15 protein-coding genes and 3 tRNA genes are annotated in these 15,253 nt (G+C 71.3%); 10 read left to right on the top strand and 8 right to left on the bottom strand.

The window, feature by feature from the left end; genetic code table 11:
- Positions 1-3: 3 nt before the first annotated feature.
- The 5 genes from Q2K20_RS03820 to Q2K20_RS03800 all read left to right on the top strand — a co-directional run bounded on the left by Q2K20_RS03820 (position 4) and on the right by Q2K20_RS03800 (position 4,889).
- Positions 4-1,524, top strand: coding sequence for a molybdopterin-dependent oxidoreductase (locus tag Q2K20_RS03820; RefSeq protein ID WP_067716827.1), 1,521 nt, complete (start codon positions 4-6; stop codon positions 1,522-1,524).
- Between the two features lies 1 nt (position 1,525).
- Positions 1,526-1,789: a hypothetical protein gene (locus Q2K20_RS03815; RefSeq protein WP_067716829.1), complete on the top strand. Its 264-nt coding sequence runs from the start codon at positions 1,526-1,528 to the stop codon at positions 1,787-1,789.
- A 12-nt stretch (positions 1,790-1,801) separates the two neighbouring features.
- Complete coding sequence (locus Q2K20_RS03810; RefSeq protein ID WP_082923936.1) at positions 1,802-2,542, top strand: Crp/Fnr family transcriptional regulator; 741 nt, start codon at positions 1,802-1,804, stop codon at positions 2,540-2,542.
- Positions 2,543-2,678: 136 nt separating this feature from the next.
- On the top strand, positions 2,679-2,915 hold the full coding sequence (locus Q2K20_RS03805; protein ID WP_067716832.1) for a heavy-metal-associated domain-containing protein: 237 nt from the start codon (positions 2,679-2,681) through the stop codon (positions 2,913-2,915).
- A gap of 48 nt (positions 2,916-2,963) precedes the next feature.
- Positions 2,964-4,889: a heavy metal translocating P-type ATPase gene (locus tag Q2K20_RS03800; protein ID WP_227022234.1), complete on the top strand. Its 1,926-nt coding sequence runs from the start codon at positions 2,964-2,966 to the stop codon at positions 4,887-4,889.
- A gap of 76 nt (positions 4,890-4,965) precedes the next feature.
- On the opposite strand, the gene Q2K20_RS03795 is transcribed toward Q2K20_RS03800, so the two are convergent.
- Positions 4,966-5,039: transfer RNA gene (locus Q2K20_RS03795), tRNA-Met, on the bottom strand.
- Between the two features lie 42 nt (positions 5,040-5,081).
- A tRNA-Thr gene (locus Q2K20_RS03790) sits at positions 5,082-5,154 on the bottom strand.
- Between the two features lie 131 nt (positions 5,155-5,285).
- On the opposite strand from Q2K20_RS03790, the gene Q2K20_RS03785 reads away from it, so the two are divergent.
- On the top strand, positions 5,286-6,020 hold the full coding sequence (locus Q2K20_RS03785; RefSeq protein ID WP_067716838.1) for a glycosyltransferase family 2 protein: 735 nt from the start codon (positions 5,286-5,288) through the stop codon (positions 6,018-6,020).
- A gap of 42 nt (positions 6,021-6,062) precedes the next feature.
- On the opposite strand, the gene Q2K20_RS03780 is transcribed toward Q2K20_RS03785, so the two are convergent.
- The 6 genes from Q2K20_RS03780 to Q2K20_RS03755 all read right to left on the bottom strand — a co-directional run bounded on the left by Q2K20_RS03780 (position 6,063) and on the right by Q2K20_RS03755 (position 11,684).
- Positions 6,063-7,364, bottom strand: a complete 1,302-nt coding sequence (locus Q2K20_RS03780) for a prenyltransferase (protein ID WP_313312399.1) — start codon at positions 7,362-7,364, stop codon at positions 6,063-6,065.
- Positions 7,361-7,813 carry a lycopene cyclase domain-containing protein gene (locus tag Q2K20_RS03775; RefSeq protein WP_241504443.1) on the bottom strand — a complete coding sequence of 151 codons (453 nt, stop codon included), beginning with the start codon at positions 7,811-7,813 and terminating at the stop codon, positions 7,361-7,363. Before Q2K20_RS03775 ends, Q2K20_RS03780 begins: the two co-directional genes overlap by 4 nt.
- Positions 7,810-9,483, bottom strand: coding sequence for a phytoene desaturase family protein (crtI, locus tag Q2K20_RS03770; protein ID WP_269501981.1), 1,674 nt, complete (start codon positions 9,481-9,483; stop codon positions 7,810-7,812). Before crtI ends, Q2K20_RS03775 begins: the two co-directional genes overlap by 4 nt.
- Positions 9,480-10,373, bottom strand: a complete 894-nt coding sequence (locus Q2K20_RS03765) for a phytoene/squalene synthase family protein (RefSeq protein WP_096907005.1) — start codon at positions 10,371-10,373, stop codon at positions 9,480-9,482. The genes crtI and Q2K20_RS03765 overlap by 4 nt, the downstream gene beginning before the upstream one ends.
- The gene (locus tag Q2K20_RS03760) at positions 10,370-11,404 is read right to left on the bottom strand and encodes a polyprenyl synthetase family protein (protein ID WP_227022218.1); all 1,035 of its coding nucleotides are present in this window, start codon (positions 11,402-11,404) and stop codon (positions 10,370-10,372) included. The genes Q2K20_RS03765 and Q2K20_RS03760 overlap by 4 nt, the downstream gene beginning before the upstream one ends.
- A 198-nt stretch (positions 11,405-11,602) precedes the next feature.
- Positions 11,603-11,684: transfer RNA gene (locus tag Q2K20_RS03755), tRNA-Tyr, on the bottom strand.
- Between the two features lie 193 nt (positions 11,685-11,877).
- On the opposite strand from Q2K20_RS03755, the gene Q2K20_RS03750 reads away from it, so the two are divergent.
- From Q2K20_RS03750 to Q2K20_RS03735, 4 genes are read left to right on the top strand one after another with little or no spacing between them, the layout of a single operon-like run.
- Positions 11,878-12,372, top strand: a complete 495-nt coding sequence (locus Q2K20_RS03750; RefSeq protein ID WP_269501983.1) for a YajQ family cyclic di-GMP-binding protein — start codon at positions 11,878-11,880, stop codon at positions 12,370-12,372.
- A 10-nt stretch (positions 12,373-12,382) separates the two neighbouring features.
- Positions 12,383-13,168: a molybdate ABC transporter substrate-binding protein gene (gene modA, locus Q2K20_RS03745; RefSeq protein ID WP_269501984.1), complete on the top strand. Its 786-nt coding sequence runs from the start codon at positions 12,383-12,385 to the stop codon at positions 13,166-13,168.
- A complete protein-coding gene (locus Q2K20_RS03740) occupies positions 13,165-13,959 on the top strand; it encodes an ABC transporter permease (RefSeq protein WP_372509965.1) in 795 nt (264 codons plus the stop codon). Before modA ends, Q2K20_RS03740 begins: the two co-directional genes overlap by 4 nt.
- Positions 13,952-15,151, top strand: coding sequence for an ABC transporter ATP-binding protein (locus Q2K20_RS03735; protein WP_269501985.1), 1,200 nt, complete (start codon positions 13,952-13,954; stop codon positions 15,149-15,151). Before Q2K20_RS03740 ends, Q2K20_RS03735 begins: the two co-directional genes overlap by 8 nt.
- The last annotated feature ends 102 nt before the right edge of the window (positions 15,152-15,253 follow it).

Below are 15,253 nucleotides of genomic sequence, written 5' to 3'. Positions count from 1 at the left end.
GACGTGATCAACCCTGATTTCCCGCTGTGGCTACGGGCCTCCCACCTGATCAACTTCATCCTGATCGGCATGTTGCTCCGCTCGGGCTGGGAGATCCTGTCCTCGATGCCGCGACTGTGGTGGCGCAACGACTGCAAGCCCGGGACCGAGTGGTTGCGCTTCACCCGCCGGAAACTGCCACGGGAGGAGGGCGTGTACACCTCCCTGATGGACGAGAAATCCCTGTCACCGTTGATCGGCCTACCGGGTCGGGAGAACATCGGGCTGGGCCGGCACTGGCACGGGATCTCGGTGATGCTGTGGGTGCTCAACGGCCTGGTGTACGTGGTGCTGCTGTTCGCGACCGGACTGTGGCGCCGCATCATCCCCACCTCGTGGAGCGTGTTCGGCGAGGCGTGGGAGTCGATCCGGATGTACCTCGGGTTCCGGGCTCCGGCGATCGAACACTTCGACCCGTATGACGCCGCACAGATGCTGGCCTACACCGCCGTCATCTTCGTCCTCGCTCCGCTGCTCATCCTCACCGGCGTGGCCATGGCGCCGGCGGTGCGCTCGCGGTTCCCCTGGTACGTCAAGCTCTGGGGCGGCCACCAGGGCGCCCGGTCGCTGCACTTCATCCTCATGGTGCTCATCTCCGCGTTCATCGTCATGCATGTCGGGCTGGTGTTCCTGGTGCACGCCGAGCACAACGTCGTGCACATGGTGTTCGGCACCACCGACACGGCACGATCCGCCCAGGCCTTCACCATCACGATCGCCACCGTCGTGGCCGTGGTCCTGTTCTGGATCGCCCTGAGTTACTGGTCGCTGGCCGACCGCGCCCGGGCGCAGCGGTTCACCGCCGGGGTGTCCGAGATCGGCCGCCGCCTCTTCCTCAACCGGATGCGACCGCGGATGGGGCGGCAGAACACCTACACCGACGACGACATCTCCGAGTTCCACTGGACCAACGGCCTGCCGCCCACCGAGGACGAGTCGCCGGAGTGGGTCGAGGCTCGCGACGATGCCTGGCGCGGCTATTCCTTGACCATCGGCGACGACCTCTCGGGCGCCGAGAAGACCCTGGCCCTGGACGAGCTCACGGAGCTGCCGCGCACCTCTTATGTAGCGGTGCACACCTGCATGCAGGGCTGGTCCGCCACGTCCCGGTGGACCGGCGTACGACTGCGGGATCTGCTCGAGGTCCTCGGCCCCCAGCCGGAGGGAGCCCACTACGTGCTGATCGACTCCTACGGTCTGGCCCAGAAGATGTATGACAACCGGCCGCGGGAGCCGTTCTACGCGGTACTCGACCTCGACACGGTCTACGAGGACGACACGATTCTGGCCTACGAGCGCAACGGAACCCCTCTCGAGACGCACCTCGGCGCCCCCGCCCGCCTGCGGGTGGAGTCAAACCACGGCTACAAGCACGTCAAGTGGGTGCGCTCGATCCGGTGGATAGCCGACTACGCGGAGTACGGTGACGGCCGAGGCGGGACCCGCGAGGATTCCGCGCTGCAGGCGTTCAACGGAAGGATCTGACGTGTCCCACATCGTCTCGTGCCGCTTCGAGGTCAGCGGCGTCCGGAACGACAGGGACGTCAAGAAGGCCCTCCAGGCGCTCTACGACATCTTCGCCGAGCACGGACTGGGCCAGGCGACCTTCGAACTCACCGGGGCCGAACACGCGCAGCTGTACGTCAAACACCCGGACACGGTCCGCCCGGACCCGGCGATCATCGAGAAGGCCCTCGCCCGCGCGGGAGACTTCCGGGTGGTCTCTACCCATCTGCACTCCTCGAACTGAATCGCTGCACCGATGTCCCGAAACCCGGTTCGGCGCAACTGCGCACACCCGCACTCCTGCTCGGACGAGACCCGGCTGCGGGTACTAGCCGATGCCCCACTGACCCGGGAGCTCTCACCTGATGACCGGCGCGACCTCAACGGGCACCTGACCGCCTGGTCCTGGGCCGAGGGCGATCCGATGGTGCTCGCCGGGGATGAAATCCCCGGTTCGTATCTCGTCGTCTCCGGCCGCGCGCGGGTTACCCGGGACACCGCCGATGGCCGGGAGCTCACCGTGGACATCGCCGCCCCCGGAGACACCGTGGGGCCGTTGCACACGGAGGCTGCCGTCGCGACCGAGTCCGCCTGGGCGATGGAGACGACCTGTGCGCTCTTCCTGCCCGCTCACGCGCTGGCGGAGGTGGTCGGCGACCACCCGAGCCTCGCCCTGGGCCTGATCCGAATGCAACAGGATCGGCTCGCGCAGGCCCGGGAACAGGAGATCGGGCACACCACGCAGTCGGTGGAGCAGCGGGTCGGCTCGACGCTGCGGCACCTCGACCGCAAGCTCGGAAGCCTCCAGCGGGACGGCTCGAGTCTCCTCCAGGTCCGACTGCGCCGCGACGACATTGCGGGGATGGCCGGCACCACAGTGGAATCCGCCTCGCGCGCGATGGCGCGGATGAAGAAGGCGGGCGTCATCGACTCCGGCCGCGAATGGGTCTCGGTCCTCGACCGCGCCGCACTCGAGAGGCTGATCGCGGGCGATTAACTGGTCGGCGCCGCTTTCCCGTTGATTGATTGGCGTCAAGGAAGTCTTCTCCGGTTGCTCCTAGGTTCGGAGATGCACGTAAGGAACGTGCACCGTTCCCCCGAGGAACAGCAACCGTAGAGGAGCTGGGATCACCATGAGTGTCCGCGAACAGGTCAAGAGCATCGTTCTGCGTTCGGATGAATTCTCGTGCCCGTCGTGCATCGCGAAGATCGAGAACAAGTTGAACGGTCTGGACGGTGTCGAGTCCGCGGAGGTCAAGTTCGCCTCCGGACGAGTACTGGTCGACTACGACCCCGCGAAGGTCTCGGTACGTGATCTCGTCGCAGCGGTCGCCGAGGTCGGCTACGCGGTCAAGCCGTCGGCGTTCTGACGCGACGACACCGACCGCACGACGGCGACCGAAGGAGACAGGACAATGCTGAAATCATGGAAGACCTGGGGCGTGGTGGCGGCCTCCGGCCTGCTCATCGTCGCCTCGTGGCTCGTCGGCCGACTCACCTCGGCCGACGCGGTGGCGGACGGATTGATGATCATCGCCGCTCTCGTGGCCGGCTACCGGATCGCCGTCTCGGCGGTTCAGGCGCTTCGGATCCGGATGATCTCGATCGATCTGCTGGTCGTGGTCGCCGCCGTCGGGGCCATGTTCATCGACAACTACTGGGAGTCTGCGGCGGTCACTTTCCTCTTCGCCCTCGGCAAGGCCCTGGAGAAGGCGACTCTCAACCGCACTCGCCGGGCCCTGTCCGACCTCGTCGACTCGGCGCCCGAGACCGCCACCATCCTTCGTGACGGCGAGCCGGAGACCGTCGAGGTCTGGGAACTCGAACCCGGCGACCTCGTGCTGGTGCGCAACGGGGAGCAGGTCCCCGTCGACGGCCGGGTGCTCTCCGGCAACGGCGGCGTGGACGAGGCCACCATCACCGGCGAGTCCGTCCCGGCCGAGAAGTCCGAGGGCTCCGAGGTGTTCGCCGGCACCTGGCTACGGTCGGGAGTCCTGCGTATCGAGGCCGTCGGCATCGGTGCCGACACCACCCTCGCCCGGATCGTCCACCGGGTGGAGGACGCGCAGGACGACAAGGCCCGCACCCAGACCTTCATGGAACGGTTCTCGACCTGGTACACCCCCGCCGTGATGATCTCGGCGCTGGTGGTGGCCCTGATCCCCTGGTCGTTGGTCGCCACCATGGGCAACATCGAGCTCGCGCTCACCCTCCTGGTGATCGGCTGCCCCGGCGCCCTGGTGATCTCGATCCCCGTGTCGATCGTCGCCGGGATCGGCCGCTCCGCCAAGGACGGTGTTCTCATCAAGGGCGGCGAGTACCTCGAGAGTGCGGCCCGGGTCGACGCGGTCGTCGTCGACAAGACCGGCACCCTCACCAACGGTCGGCCGGTCCTGACCGACGTGGACGTGCTCGACGACGACTATTCGCGTGAGGACGTCCTGAGGCTGGCCGCCCGAGCCGAGACCGCGTCCGAGCATCCGCTCGCCGAGGCGATCATCTCGGGTGCCCGGGAGGCGGGACTGGAGATCGACCTGGTCGAAGCGGCCGAGCCCGTCGCCGGCAAGGGCATCCGCGCCGAGGTGGATGGCCGAGTGGTCGCGGTGGGCTCCGCGGATCTACTCGACCACCGGCCTGACAACGCACGGATCCTCGAACTCAACGACCAGGGCAGGACCGCGATGTTTGTCGGGGTCGACGGACGGGCGGTCGGGATCGTCACCGTCGCCGACACCATCCGTGACGACGCCCCGGCAGCGGTCAGGGCACTGCACGACGCAGGGATCAGGGTCGTCATGGCGACCGGCGATGCCCAGCGGGTGGCCCGTAATGTCGGCGCCGAACTCGGGGTCGACGAGATCCGTGCCGAGCTCATGCCGGAGGACAAGGTCGAGATCGTGCGCGAGCTGCAGTCCCGCGGCCACACCGTGGCCATGGTCGGTGACGGGGTCAACGACACCCCTGCATTGGCACTGGCCGACATCGGGGTGGCGATGGGAGCCGCCGGCTCGCCGGCCGCGATCGAAACCGCCGACATCGCGTTGATGGCGGACAGGCTCCCGCGGCTCCCGTACGCGCTCTCCCTGGCCAAGCGGACCGTCCGCACCATGCGACTCAACATCGCCATCGCCCTGGTGACCGTTGCCGCGCTTCTTGCCGGGCTGTTCCTCGGGGGCGTGACCATGTCGATCGGGATGCTGGTCCACGAGGTGTCCGTTCTCGCGGTGATCGCGATCGCGATGCTCCTCCTGCGGCCGACCCTCGAGAAGGACGGAACCGGGATCCCGGGACACGCGGGGGACCTCGTCCTCGGGACCGGAGCACGGGACGTGAGCCGGGTGTGATCAGACCCTGATGCCGTAGGAGTCGAGAAGACGACGAAGGCCGCCCGCGGCGAGCGGGCGGCCTTCGTGTTGAGAGTACCGGTGGGGGGACTCGATCCCCCGACCTCACGATTATGAGTCGTGCGCTCTAACCAGCTGAGCTACACCGGCATGCCCTGCCAGTCGGACGATCGAGCCGCCCCGCACAGTGCGAGCCCCCTGTCGGAATCGAACCGACGACCTTTTCCTTACCATGGAAACGCTCTGCCGACTGAGCTAAGGGGGCGGGCCGCGCTTCGCTGTTGGTCACCCAACCGCTTGGCGCGTAAGCCTTTAGCAGATTACACACACGGCCGAACGCGGCACAAATCGCCCGGTGGGGCGCTGTCCCGCCGGGCCCGCTGGCAGGATGGCCGGGTGCGCATCTCCGTGGTGATCCCCGTCCTCGACGACGCCCGCGAACTCGAGGGCGCCCTGGCCTCCCTCGCCACACAGACGCGGCTGCCCGACGAGGTCGTGGTGGTGGACAACGGGTGCTCGGACGACAGCGTCGCGGTGGCATTGGCCGCGGATGCGCGGATCGGGGTCCGGGTGGCCGTCGAGCCCGTGCGGGGCATCCCCGCAGCGGCCGCGGCAGGCTACGACTCCGCGACGGGCGACATCATCGCCCGACTCGACGCCGACTCCCGGCCCGGACCCGGGTGGCTCGCCCGGATCGAGGCCGCGTTCACCGCCGATCCCGAACTCGTGGCCATCTCCGGCCCAGGCGAGTTCATCGGCTTGGAGGGGTGGCGGGCCCGCGCCGCGAAGCTGCTCTACATGGACGCGTTCTTCGTCTCCGTCGGCGCCGCCATGGCCCACCCCGTCCTGTTCGGCTCGAACCTGGCGATGCGCCGCAGCGCCTGGGAGCGGGTGCGCGACGGGGTCAACCGCACCGACCCGGAACTGCACGACGACATCGACCTGTCGTTCCAGTTCGGCGCCGACGACCGCCTGTTGGTCGACCGTTCCCTGACCGTGGGGATCTCGGCCCGACCCTTCGACGACCCCGCGGCCATGCGGCGACGCTTCTCGCGGGCATTCCGGACGATCTTCCTCAACTGGCGGTCGAGCCCGCCGTCGCGGCGGTGGCTGGAGCGCGTCCAGCGCTGACCCGGCCCGGTCGGCCGAATCAGCCGGTGAGGCGGCGCGGGCTCACGCCCAGACGAGCACCGACCAGAGGATGAGCTGGGTGACGCAGAACCCGGCCAGCATATTGAGCACCAGGAAGCGCTTCCAGCCCTCGTTGGTCGCCTCGGCGGTGGCGTCGGTGACCCGCGTGTAGGCGGCCACCGTGGAGAGGTACGGCAGGATCGCGAACGCCGCCCCCGACGCCGGCCACGGCGCGGCGATCAGCAACACCAGCACCGCCGCGGCGTAGCAGGCCAGCGCGAACCACACGGCTGCCCGGGCACCGAGCACGGTGGCGACCGATTTCAGGCCGGCCTCGCGGTCGAAGCGCACGTCCTGCACGGCGCCGAACGCCTGGGACGCCGCGCCCCACAGCATGAACGCGATGAGGCACGCCCACACCCCGCCGCCGAGGTCCGCGCCGGCGATGGTCCACCCGACGATCGCCGGCGAGACGAAGTGGAACGCCGAGGTGACGGAGTCCACGAACGGGATCTCCTTGAACCGCAGTCCCTTGGCGCTGTAGGCGATCACCGCGAACGCACTCGCCGCCAGCCACAGCGACGACTCCAGCGTCCCGACCACGACGAGGTAGGCCAGGAACGGCACCGTCGTCACGGCCGAGGCCACGAGCGTCGCCGTGTGCCGCGACCGCTCGAGGACCGACCCCTCCACGCCGCCCTTGCGGGGGTTGCGCAGGTCCGACTCGTAGTCGAAGACGTCGTTGATCCCGTACATCGCGAGGTTGTACGGCACCAGGAAGAAGAGCGTGCCGATCACGCCCAGCAGGTCGAAACCGCCCGTGGCCAGGAAGTACGCCAGCGCGAACGGGGCGGCGGTGTTCACCCACGAGACCGGGCGGGACGACCAGAACAGGGTGGTGAGCAGACCTGGTGTCGCGGGCCGCTCGGGGGTGCGGACCTTGTCGTCGTCGTCCTCCCCCGGTTCCGGGGTGCCCGCCAGGGCCGCGTCCCCCCGGCCCGACACCGTCGGACTGCCCGCCACGGCACCGGCCCGCGGCCGGGCGGTGAGCACGAACCACACCGAGGGCATGAACACGGCCACGGCGACGGCATAGGCGAAGTCCTCGATGGGCGCCACGCCCAGGCGGATGCCGCTGGTCAGCGCGTCGTCGTAGGCCACGAGTCCGGCGGAGATCATGATGTTGTCGAAGATCGCCGTGAGGACGAGCAGCACCACGAGCGAGCCGCCGACCCCGATCAGCCAGCGTCGGCGGTCGGCCCCCCGCAGGCGCCACAGCGCGATGAGGGCGGCTGCGACCACCGGGATGGCCATGGTGGCGTTGATGGTCGAGTAGATGCTCACGGCCGCGCCCCCGCCCCGTCGTTCTGGGCGCCGCCGTTCTGGGCCCCGCCGTTCTGCGCGCCGTCGTTCTGGGCCCCGTTGTCTTGGGCGCCGCCGGACCGTGCGCCGCCGGACCGCGCGCCCCGCCGCCGCGAGATGTGCTCGACGGCCGTGACCACGCCCGTCGCGCACACCAGTGCGAGGTGCGACAGGAACGCGAGGAACACGACCTCCTCGAGCGGGATCTCCGGCGCGACCAGCAGGCCGGTCATGAAGTCGGTCTGGCCGCGGAAGAACACCCCGCTGCGCACCCCGAGGACGTCCCACGTGAGCAGCAACGCGACCGCCGCGGTCACGGCGAGTGCGGTCGCGGCCGGCGCGCGGAACGCCGCGAGCTTCCAACGGTGGTCGATGACGAGGATGCCGGCGAACGAGATGACCTGGACCGCCAGGTAGGCCAGCCCGATCACCGGTCGAACACCGTGCCCCGATCGAACACCGTGCCCCGATCGAACACCGTGCCCCCGCCGGGCTCCGCCACGGGCGCGGTGCCCGTGTCGCCGCGCACGTGCTTGAGGATCAGCTCGGCGCTGATGAGACACATCGGCAGCCCGATCCCGGGGATGGTCGAGGCGCCGGCGTAGTACAACCCGTCGACGTGCGTGCTGACGTTGCGGGTGCGGAAGAACGCGCTCTGCGCCAGGGTGTGCGCGGGCCCGAGGGCGGTGCCGCGCCACGCGCCGAGGTCGTCCTGGAGGTCGGCGGGGGCGATGGTGCGCCGCACGACGATCCGCTCGGCCAGGTCGTCGATCCCGGTCCAGTCGGCGATCTGGGCGATGGCCCGGTCGGCGGCCGCCTCGATCGTGGCGTCCCCCGCACCGTCGACGCCGCCGTGGCCCAGCGAGGGGTCCGCGGGGATGGGCACCAGGACGAAGAGGTTCTCGTGCCCCTCCGGCGCGATGCCCGCGTCCGGGTCGGTATCGGTGGCACTGGGGCGACAGACGTAGAGCGACGCCGGGTCGGGGATGTGCGGCTGCTCGCCGAAGATGGCGTCGAACCCCTCCTCCCACCGGTCGGTGAACAGCAGCGTGTGATGGGCCAGTTGCGGAAGCTCACCGCGCACACCGAGCAGCATGAGCAGTGCTCCGGGCCCGGGGGTACGCGAGTCCCAGTAGGACTGTGGGTAGGTGCGGAGGTGCTCGGGGAGCCACCGGGTCTCGAGGTGGTGGAGGTCCGCGGCCCCGACGACGAGGCCGGCCGGCAGCGTCCGCTCCGCCCCGGCCCGGTCGCGCACCCGGACGCCCCTGATCTGCGCCTTCGACCGGCGGGACCCGCGCGCGCGGGCGCCCTCGGATGTGGTGACCAGTTCGATCGCCTCGGTGCCCGTGTGGATGACCACACCCTGCTGCTCGGCGACCCTGCGGACCGCGGCGATCACCTCGGTGAACCCTCCGCGCGGGTAGAGGACACCGTCGGTGAGGTCGAGGTGGCTCATGAGGTGGTAGATCGACGGCGCCAGGTACGGCGAGGACCCGAGGAACACCGCGGGGTAGCCGAGGATCTGCTGGATGCGGCGGTCGCTGAACCGGCGGGCCACGAACGAGTGCAGCGGCTGGACGAGGCGGGCCACCAGCGAACCGGCCCGGGCCACCACGTCGGGGCGCACCAGGGCCGGGTACGAGGTGAAGTTGGTGTAGAGGAACCGCTTGAGCGCGAGGTCGTAGGTCGTCCGCGCCGAGTCGAGGTACCTGCCCAGCACGCGGCCGGCGCCGGGTTCGAGCGACTCGAACAAGGCGGTCGAGGCCGCGCGATCCGAGCGGATGTCGACCGACTCGGGGCGGTTCTCGAAGTACACGCGGTACCCGGGGTCCAGGCGCACCAGGTCCAGCTGCTCGTCGGCGGAGGTACCGCAGAGGCGGAAGAAGTGGTCGAACACTTCCGGCATGAGGTACCAGGAGGGGCCGGTGTCGAAGCGGAACCCGCCCGCCGACCAGCTGCCCGCGCGCCCGCCGACGGAGTCGGTGGCCTCGACGAGCGTGACGTCGCGCCCCTCGTGGGCCAATAGCGCAGCGGTCGCCAGGCCGGCGATGCCGCCGCCCACCACGACGACGGGCCCCTCCGGGGCGTGCCGGCGGCTCATCGGGCCACCGCCCCACCGCGCGCGGCACCGGGGCGGGCGCCGGACCGGCCGCGCCCGGCTGCAGCGCGGCCGATCACCGCGAGCTTCACCGGATCGGGCACCCGCACCCGGCCCGCGCTCACCCCGGATGCCCCGGCCGCCCGTAGGCGATCGTTGAGCTCGGCGAACAGGTCGTGGGCTGCGGCCACCGCCAGGCGGTCGCGGCCCGGGATCCGGTTGATCGCCGCCCGCGCGATGCGCAGGTCCGCGTCCACGTCGTCGGCCAACTCGCGTACGTCCTTCTCCGTCAGTGCCCGCGGGTCACGGCCCGGCAGGTAGTTGCGACCGAGTTCCGTGAAGTCTTCCCGGATGTCCCGGAGGAAGTTCACCTTCTGGAACGCCGCTCCGAGTGCGCGCGCTCCGGCGGCCATCTCGTCGTCGTCACCCAGTCCCCCACCGGCGAACGTCCGCAGGCACATCTCCCCGATGACCTCCGCCGACCCGTGGATGTACCGACGCAGCGACTCCTCGGTGTGTTCGGTGACGTCGATGTCGGCCTCCATCGAGTCGTAGAACGGATCCACCAGGCGCGCGTCGATCCCGAACCGACGCGCGGTGTCGGCGAAGGCGTGCGTCACCGGATCGGGGTCCAACCCGCGCTCGATGGCGCGGTGCGTCCGGCGGCGCGCCTCGGCGATGAGCTCGCGCGCGGCGACCGGGTCGTCCATCGCCCCGTCGACGACCTCGTCCCCGACCCGCGCCCACGCGTAGATCGCGGCGACGTGCGGGCGGGTGGCGGGTGCGAGCAGTCGGCAGGCCAGTGCGAACGACGTGGAGTACCGGCGCAGGATCACCTCGCTGCACCGGCGGGCGGCGTCGGTGAACTCCGCGTGGGGGCTCTGCTGGGTCATCGGGTCCTCTCCAGGGCGGTGGCCAGGTGGGGGCCGAGCGCGGCCCGGACGTCGTGCGGCACGGCCGGGGAGTCCAGCGCGGCGCGGGCGGCGGTGATGAGGTCCTCGGCGATGCCCACCGCGTGCTCGCGGGCGCCGCACTCGCGCAGCAGCTCGCGCGCGGTGTCGGGGTCGGGCGTGTGGCCGTTCCTCGTCGCGGGGTCGGCGGCCGGACGACCGAGGGCGGCGTCGATCCGCGGCCAGGCCTCGGTGGTGGCGGCGTGGGCCAGCAGGACGGTCGGTGCGCGCCGGAGCAGGTCGCCCTCGTTGGACTTGCCGGTCACGGCCGGATCCCCGAACACGCCCAGCACGTCGTCGATCACCTGGTAGGCGGTCCCCAGGTGGCGGCCGGCCTCACGCAGCGGGGGGATGACCTCGTCGGGCGCGCCGCCGAGCATCGCGCCCAGCACGAGGGGCAGGCACACGGAGTAGGCGGCGGTCTTGGCCGCGCCGATCGCCAGCGCGCGTTCCCGGTCGGCGGGCTCGCGCTCGACGCAGCCGTGGACGTCCGCGTACTCCCCGGCGATCGACGCGACGACCGCGCCCTGCACCTCGTCGAGCACACGGTGCAGCAGTGGCGCCGGCACGGGCAGGCGGGCGAAGTCGGCCATCGCGGCCACGAGCAGCAGGTCGCCGCCGAGCAGCCCGCCGACCTGTCCGAGGTGCCCCGCGGCCTCGGTCCCGATCCCCCCGGCGGTGGCCCGCGCGGTGGTGCGGCCCTGCAGGTTGGGCTGGCCGCGGCGCTGGTCGTCCCCGTCCGCCAGGTCGTCGTGGACCAGGAACGCCTCGTGCAGCAACTCCAGTGCCTGGCCCGCGGCGGCCCGCACGGCCTCGTCGGTGCCCCCGGAGGTGGTGTACACGGCGTCGAAGAGCGCTGAACGCATCCCCTTGCCGGAGCGGGTGGTCCGCCCGAGGTCATCGGCCCAGTCGTCCACTGCGGAACCCAGGCCCGCCGGCAGGTCGCCGGTCGTCATCCGATGTGCGGCGGTCATCGAAAGGAGTGTCATGTCCGGTGGTTCGGAGCCGGGGCCGTCGTGGATACGTCTCACCTCGATTCTTCTCGACGAGATGCGGCGTGACAGGTCGTGGGGTCGTGACACTGGGGACCGCGCGAGTTCACATTTTCACGGATTCCCGGGCGACAGGTCCCGAAATGCACGAAGACCCCCGCTTGTGGCAGGGGTCTCGCGTGCCAGATGATGGATTCGAACCAACGTAGGCTAAGCCGACGGATTTACAATCCGCTCCCTTTGGCCGCTCGGGCAATCTGGCGTGCACCTCAAGGGCGCTACGACACGATACAACGGCTGTGACCCCTGGTGCCAAATCGGGGTGCTCAGGGGTGGTGCGGCGGCGGCCTCCCGGGCCCGCCCGAGGCCGCCTCGAGCCCTGGCCGTGGCCGCCTCGGGCCCCGGCCGTGGCGGGTAGCCTGGCCGGGACATCCCCCAACGACAGGAGTACGTCAATGGCCTCGGAGTCCTCGTTCGACATCGTCTCGGAGTTCGACCGCCAGGAGGTGGACAACGCCCTGAACCAGGCCGCCAAGGAGCTGGGCACCCGCTACGACTTCCGCGGGACCGACGCGAGCATCGAGTGGAAGGGCGAGGACGCGGTGGAGATCGTCGCGAACTCCGAGGACCGTGTGCTGGCCGCCAAGGACGTCTTCGTGGAGAAGTTGGTGCGCCGCGGGCTGAGCATGAAGGCGCTCGCGGTGGGCGACCCGATGCCGTCGGGCAAGTCGTTCCGCCTGGTCGGCTCGCTCAAGCAGGGCATCGACAAGGAGAACGCCAAGAAGATCACCAAGCTCCTGCGCGACGAGGGCCCCAAGGGCGTCAAGGCGCAGATCCAGGGCGAGGAGATCCGTGTGTCGTCCAAGAAGCGCGACGACCTGCAGGAGTGCATCTCGCTGCTCAAGGGTGCCGACTTCGAGGTCGCGCTGCAGTTCACCAACTACCGCTGACCCGCCGACGGTGCCGTTCCGCATAGGCGGGGGTAGACGTCGGCTCCGCGCCGCCGCGCTGGTCGCCGCCGTGGGCCTGTCCTCGCTGGTGGGGTGCGCGTCCGGGGGCGACGACGACGAGGTCGCGCAGCAGCTGACCGTCTTCGCCGCCGCGTCGCTCAGCGGGGCGTTCACCGAGATCGCCGAGGAGTTCGAGGGGGCGCATCCCGGTGTGTCGATCCGACTGGGTTTCGACGGCTCCTCCGGCCTGGTGGACCAGCTGGCCGGCGGTGCCCCGGCGGACGTGTTCGCCTCCGCCGACGTCCGGACGATGGACCGCGCCGTCGCCGAGGGCCTGGTCGCCGGCGAGCCCACACCGCTGGCCACCAACGTGCTCACCCTCATCACCCCGCCCGGCAATCCGGCGGGGATCACCGGTCTCGACGACTCGCTGGACGGCGCACGACTCGTGGTGTGCGCGGCCGTCGTGCCGTGTGGTGCGGCGGCCCGCACGCTGGCGGACGCCGCGGGGATCGACCTGGCCCCGGTGAGCGAGGAGTCCACCGTCACCGACGTGCGCGGCAAGGTCACCTCCGGCGAGGCAGACGCGGGGATCGTCTACGCCACCGACGCCCGCGCCGTCGCCGACCGTGTCGAGCGGGTCCCGATCGCCGGTGCCGACGCGGTGCCGAACGTCTACCCGGTGGCCGTCCTCGACCGCGCCGCGGACTCCGAGATGGCCCGCCTTTTCGTCGACGCCGTCACCGGCCCCGAGGGTCGCGCGGTCCTCGCCGAGCACGGTTTCGGTCCGCCGTGACCCGGCCCCCGCTCCCCCGCTGGCTGCTCGCGGCCGCGGTGCTCGCCGTCCTGCTGGCGGCCCTGCCCCTGGCGGGCATGGCCGCGCGTGTCCCGTGGGCGCGGGTTCCCGAACTCCTCGCCTCGGAGGCCGCCCGCGACGCCCTGCTACTGAGCCTGCGCACGTGCGCGCTCTCCACGGTCCTGTGCATCCTGCTCGGCACCCCACTGGCGGTGGTGCTGTCCCGCAGCAGTGGGCCGATGGCGGCGCTGGCACGGACGGTCACCGCGCTGCCCATGGTCCTGCCCCCGGTCGTGGCCGGCCTGGCCCTGCTCATCACGCTCGGGCGCACCGGCGTCGTGGGACAGCACCTGTCCGTGCTGGGCATCGAGATCGGGTTCACGACCGCGGCCGTGGTGATCGCGCAGACGTTCGTGGCGATGCCGTTCCTGGTGGTGGCGCTCGAGGGCGCGCTGCGCTCGGTGGACTCCGGCCTCGAGCGGATCGCCGCCTCACTGGGCGCCTCCCCGACCCGGGTCCTGACGACCGTGACGTTGCCGCTGGTCCTGCCGGCCCTCGTCGCCGGCGCGACCATGTCGTTCGCCCGCGCTCTCGGGGAGTTCGGCGCCACCCTGACCTTCGCCGGTTCGCTGCAGGGCACCACGCGCACCCTGCCGCTGGAGATCTACCTCAGCCGGGAGGCGGACACCGAGACCGCCCTCGCCCTGGCCGTGGTGCTCATCGCGGTGGCCGCCGCGCTCATGGCGGTCTCCGCGCTCGTCGCCCGCAGGGCGGTGGTGGGCCGTGGCTGACCACCGCGACGCGTCGCGTCCCGCCGCGTCGCATCCCGCAGCGTCGCATCCCGCCGCCGAGCTGGACTGCCGGGTCGCCGCCCGCGACGTCGACCTCCACCTCAGCGTGCCCGCCGGCCGCCGGGTCGCGATCGTCGGGCCCAACGGGGCGGGTAAGTCCACGGCCCTGTCGCTGCTCGCCGGGCACCTGCGGCCCGACTCGGGCGAGGTCCGGCTCGACGGCCGCGTCGTCGGCTCGCCCCGCACCCACCTGCCCGCCCACCGCCGCCGCGTGGTGGCTCTCGAGCAGCGTCCCGGCCTGCTGCCCCACCTGTCGGCCGTGGACAACGTCGCGTACGGCCCACGCGCCCGTGGCGTCGGCAGGCGGGCCGCGCTCGACCGTGCCCGCACCGAGCTCGAGGCCGTGGGGTGCGGCGACCTCGCCGACCGCAGGCCGCACGAGTTGTCCGGCGGGCAGGCGCAGCGCGTCGCCCTGGCCCGGGCCCTCGCCGTGGATCCGGAGCTCGTCCTGCTCGATGAGCCCCTGGCCGCCCTCGACGTGGAGGTCGCCCCCGCGGTCCGGCGTCTCCTCGCTGATCGGCTCACCGGACGGGCCGTGGTCCTGGTGACCCATGATCCGCTGGACCTCTGGGCGTTGGCCGACGATGTCGTCGTCGTCGCCTCCGGCCGCGTCGCCCAGTCCGGCACGGTCGAGGAGGTCCTGGCCCGGCCCGCGTCCGACTTCGCCGCGCGCCTGGCCGGGGTCTCACTGGTCGAGGGGATCGTCGACGACGACGACGACCTGCGCACCCCCGGCGGCGACCTCGTCTCGGGGGTCCGCACGAGCGCGGCGGCGGGATGGCGGCCGGGGGCGCGGGCGGTGGCGACCGTCGACCCGCGGGCGGTGGCCGTCCACACCGACCCCGCACCCACCGGCTCCACTCAGGCCCCGACTTCGGCTCCGGCTCCCACGAGCCCCACGCAGCCATCCGCGCACGCGCCTGCGACGAGCCCGCGGAACTCCTGGCCCGCGCGGGTGGTCTCGCTCGTCCCCGCGGGGGCGTTGACGCGGGTGACGGCCGAGCTACGGGACGGTCAGCGCGTCGATGCCGAGATCACCAGCCGCTCGGTCGCCGAACTCGCGCTGGCCCCGGGTTCGCCCGTGATCCTCGTGGTCAAGGCTGCGCAGGTCGCGCTGTACCCGCGCCGCTGACCCCGGCGTCACTGAATCCCGCCCCTCGGCCACAGCCGCTCCTCGCGACGGCGTTTCGCCGTCACCGATGAGCACGCCAGACGCCATGGCAGCGAGCGGCTG

The sequence above is a fragment of the Dietzia sp. IN118 genome (assembly GCF_032905965.1).
GTDB classification, from domain to species: Bacteria; Actinomycetota; Actinomycetes; order Mycobacteriales; family Mycobacteriaceae; genus Dietzia; species Dietzia kunjamensis.
Note: the sequence above shows the minus strand (reverse complement) of the source record. Positions and strands in the feature narration are given on the sequence as shown.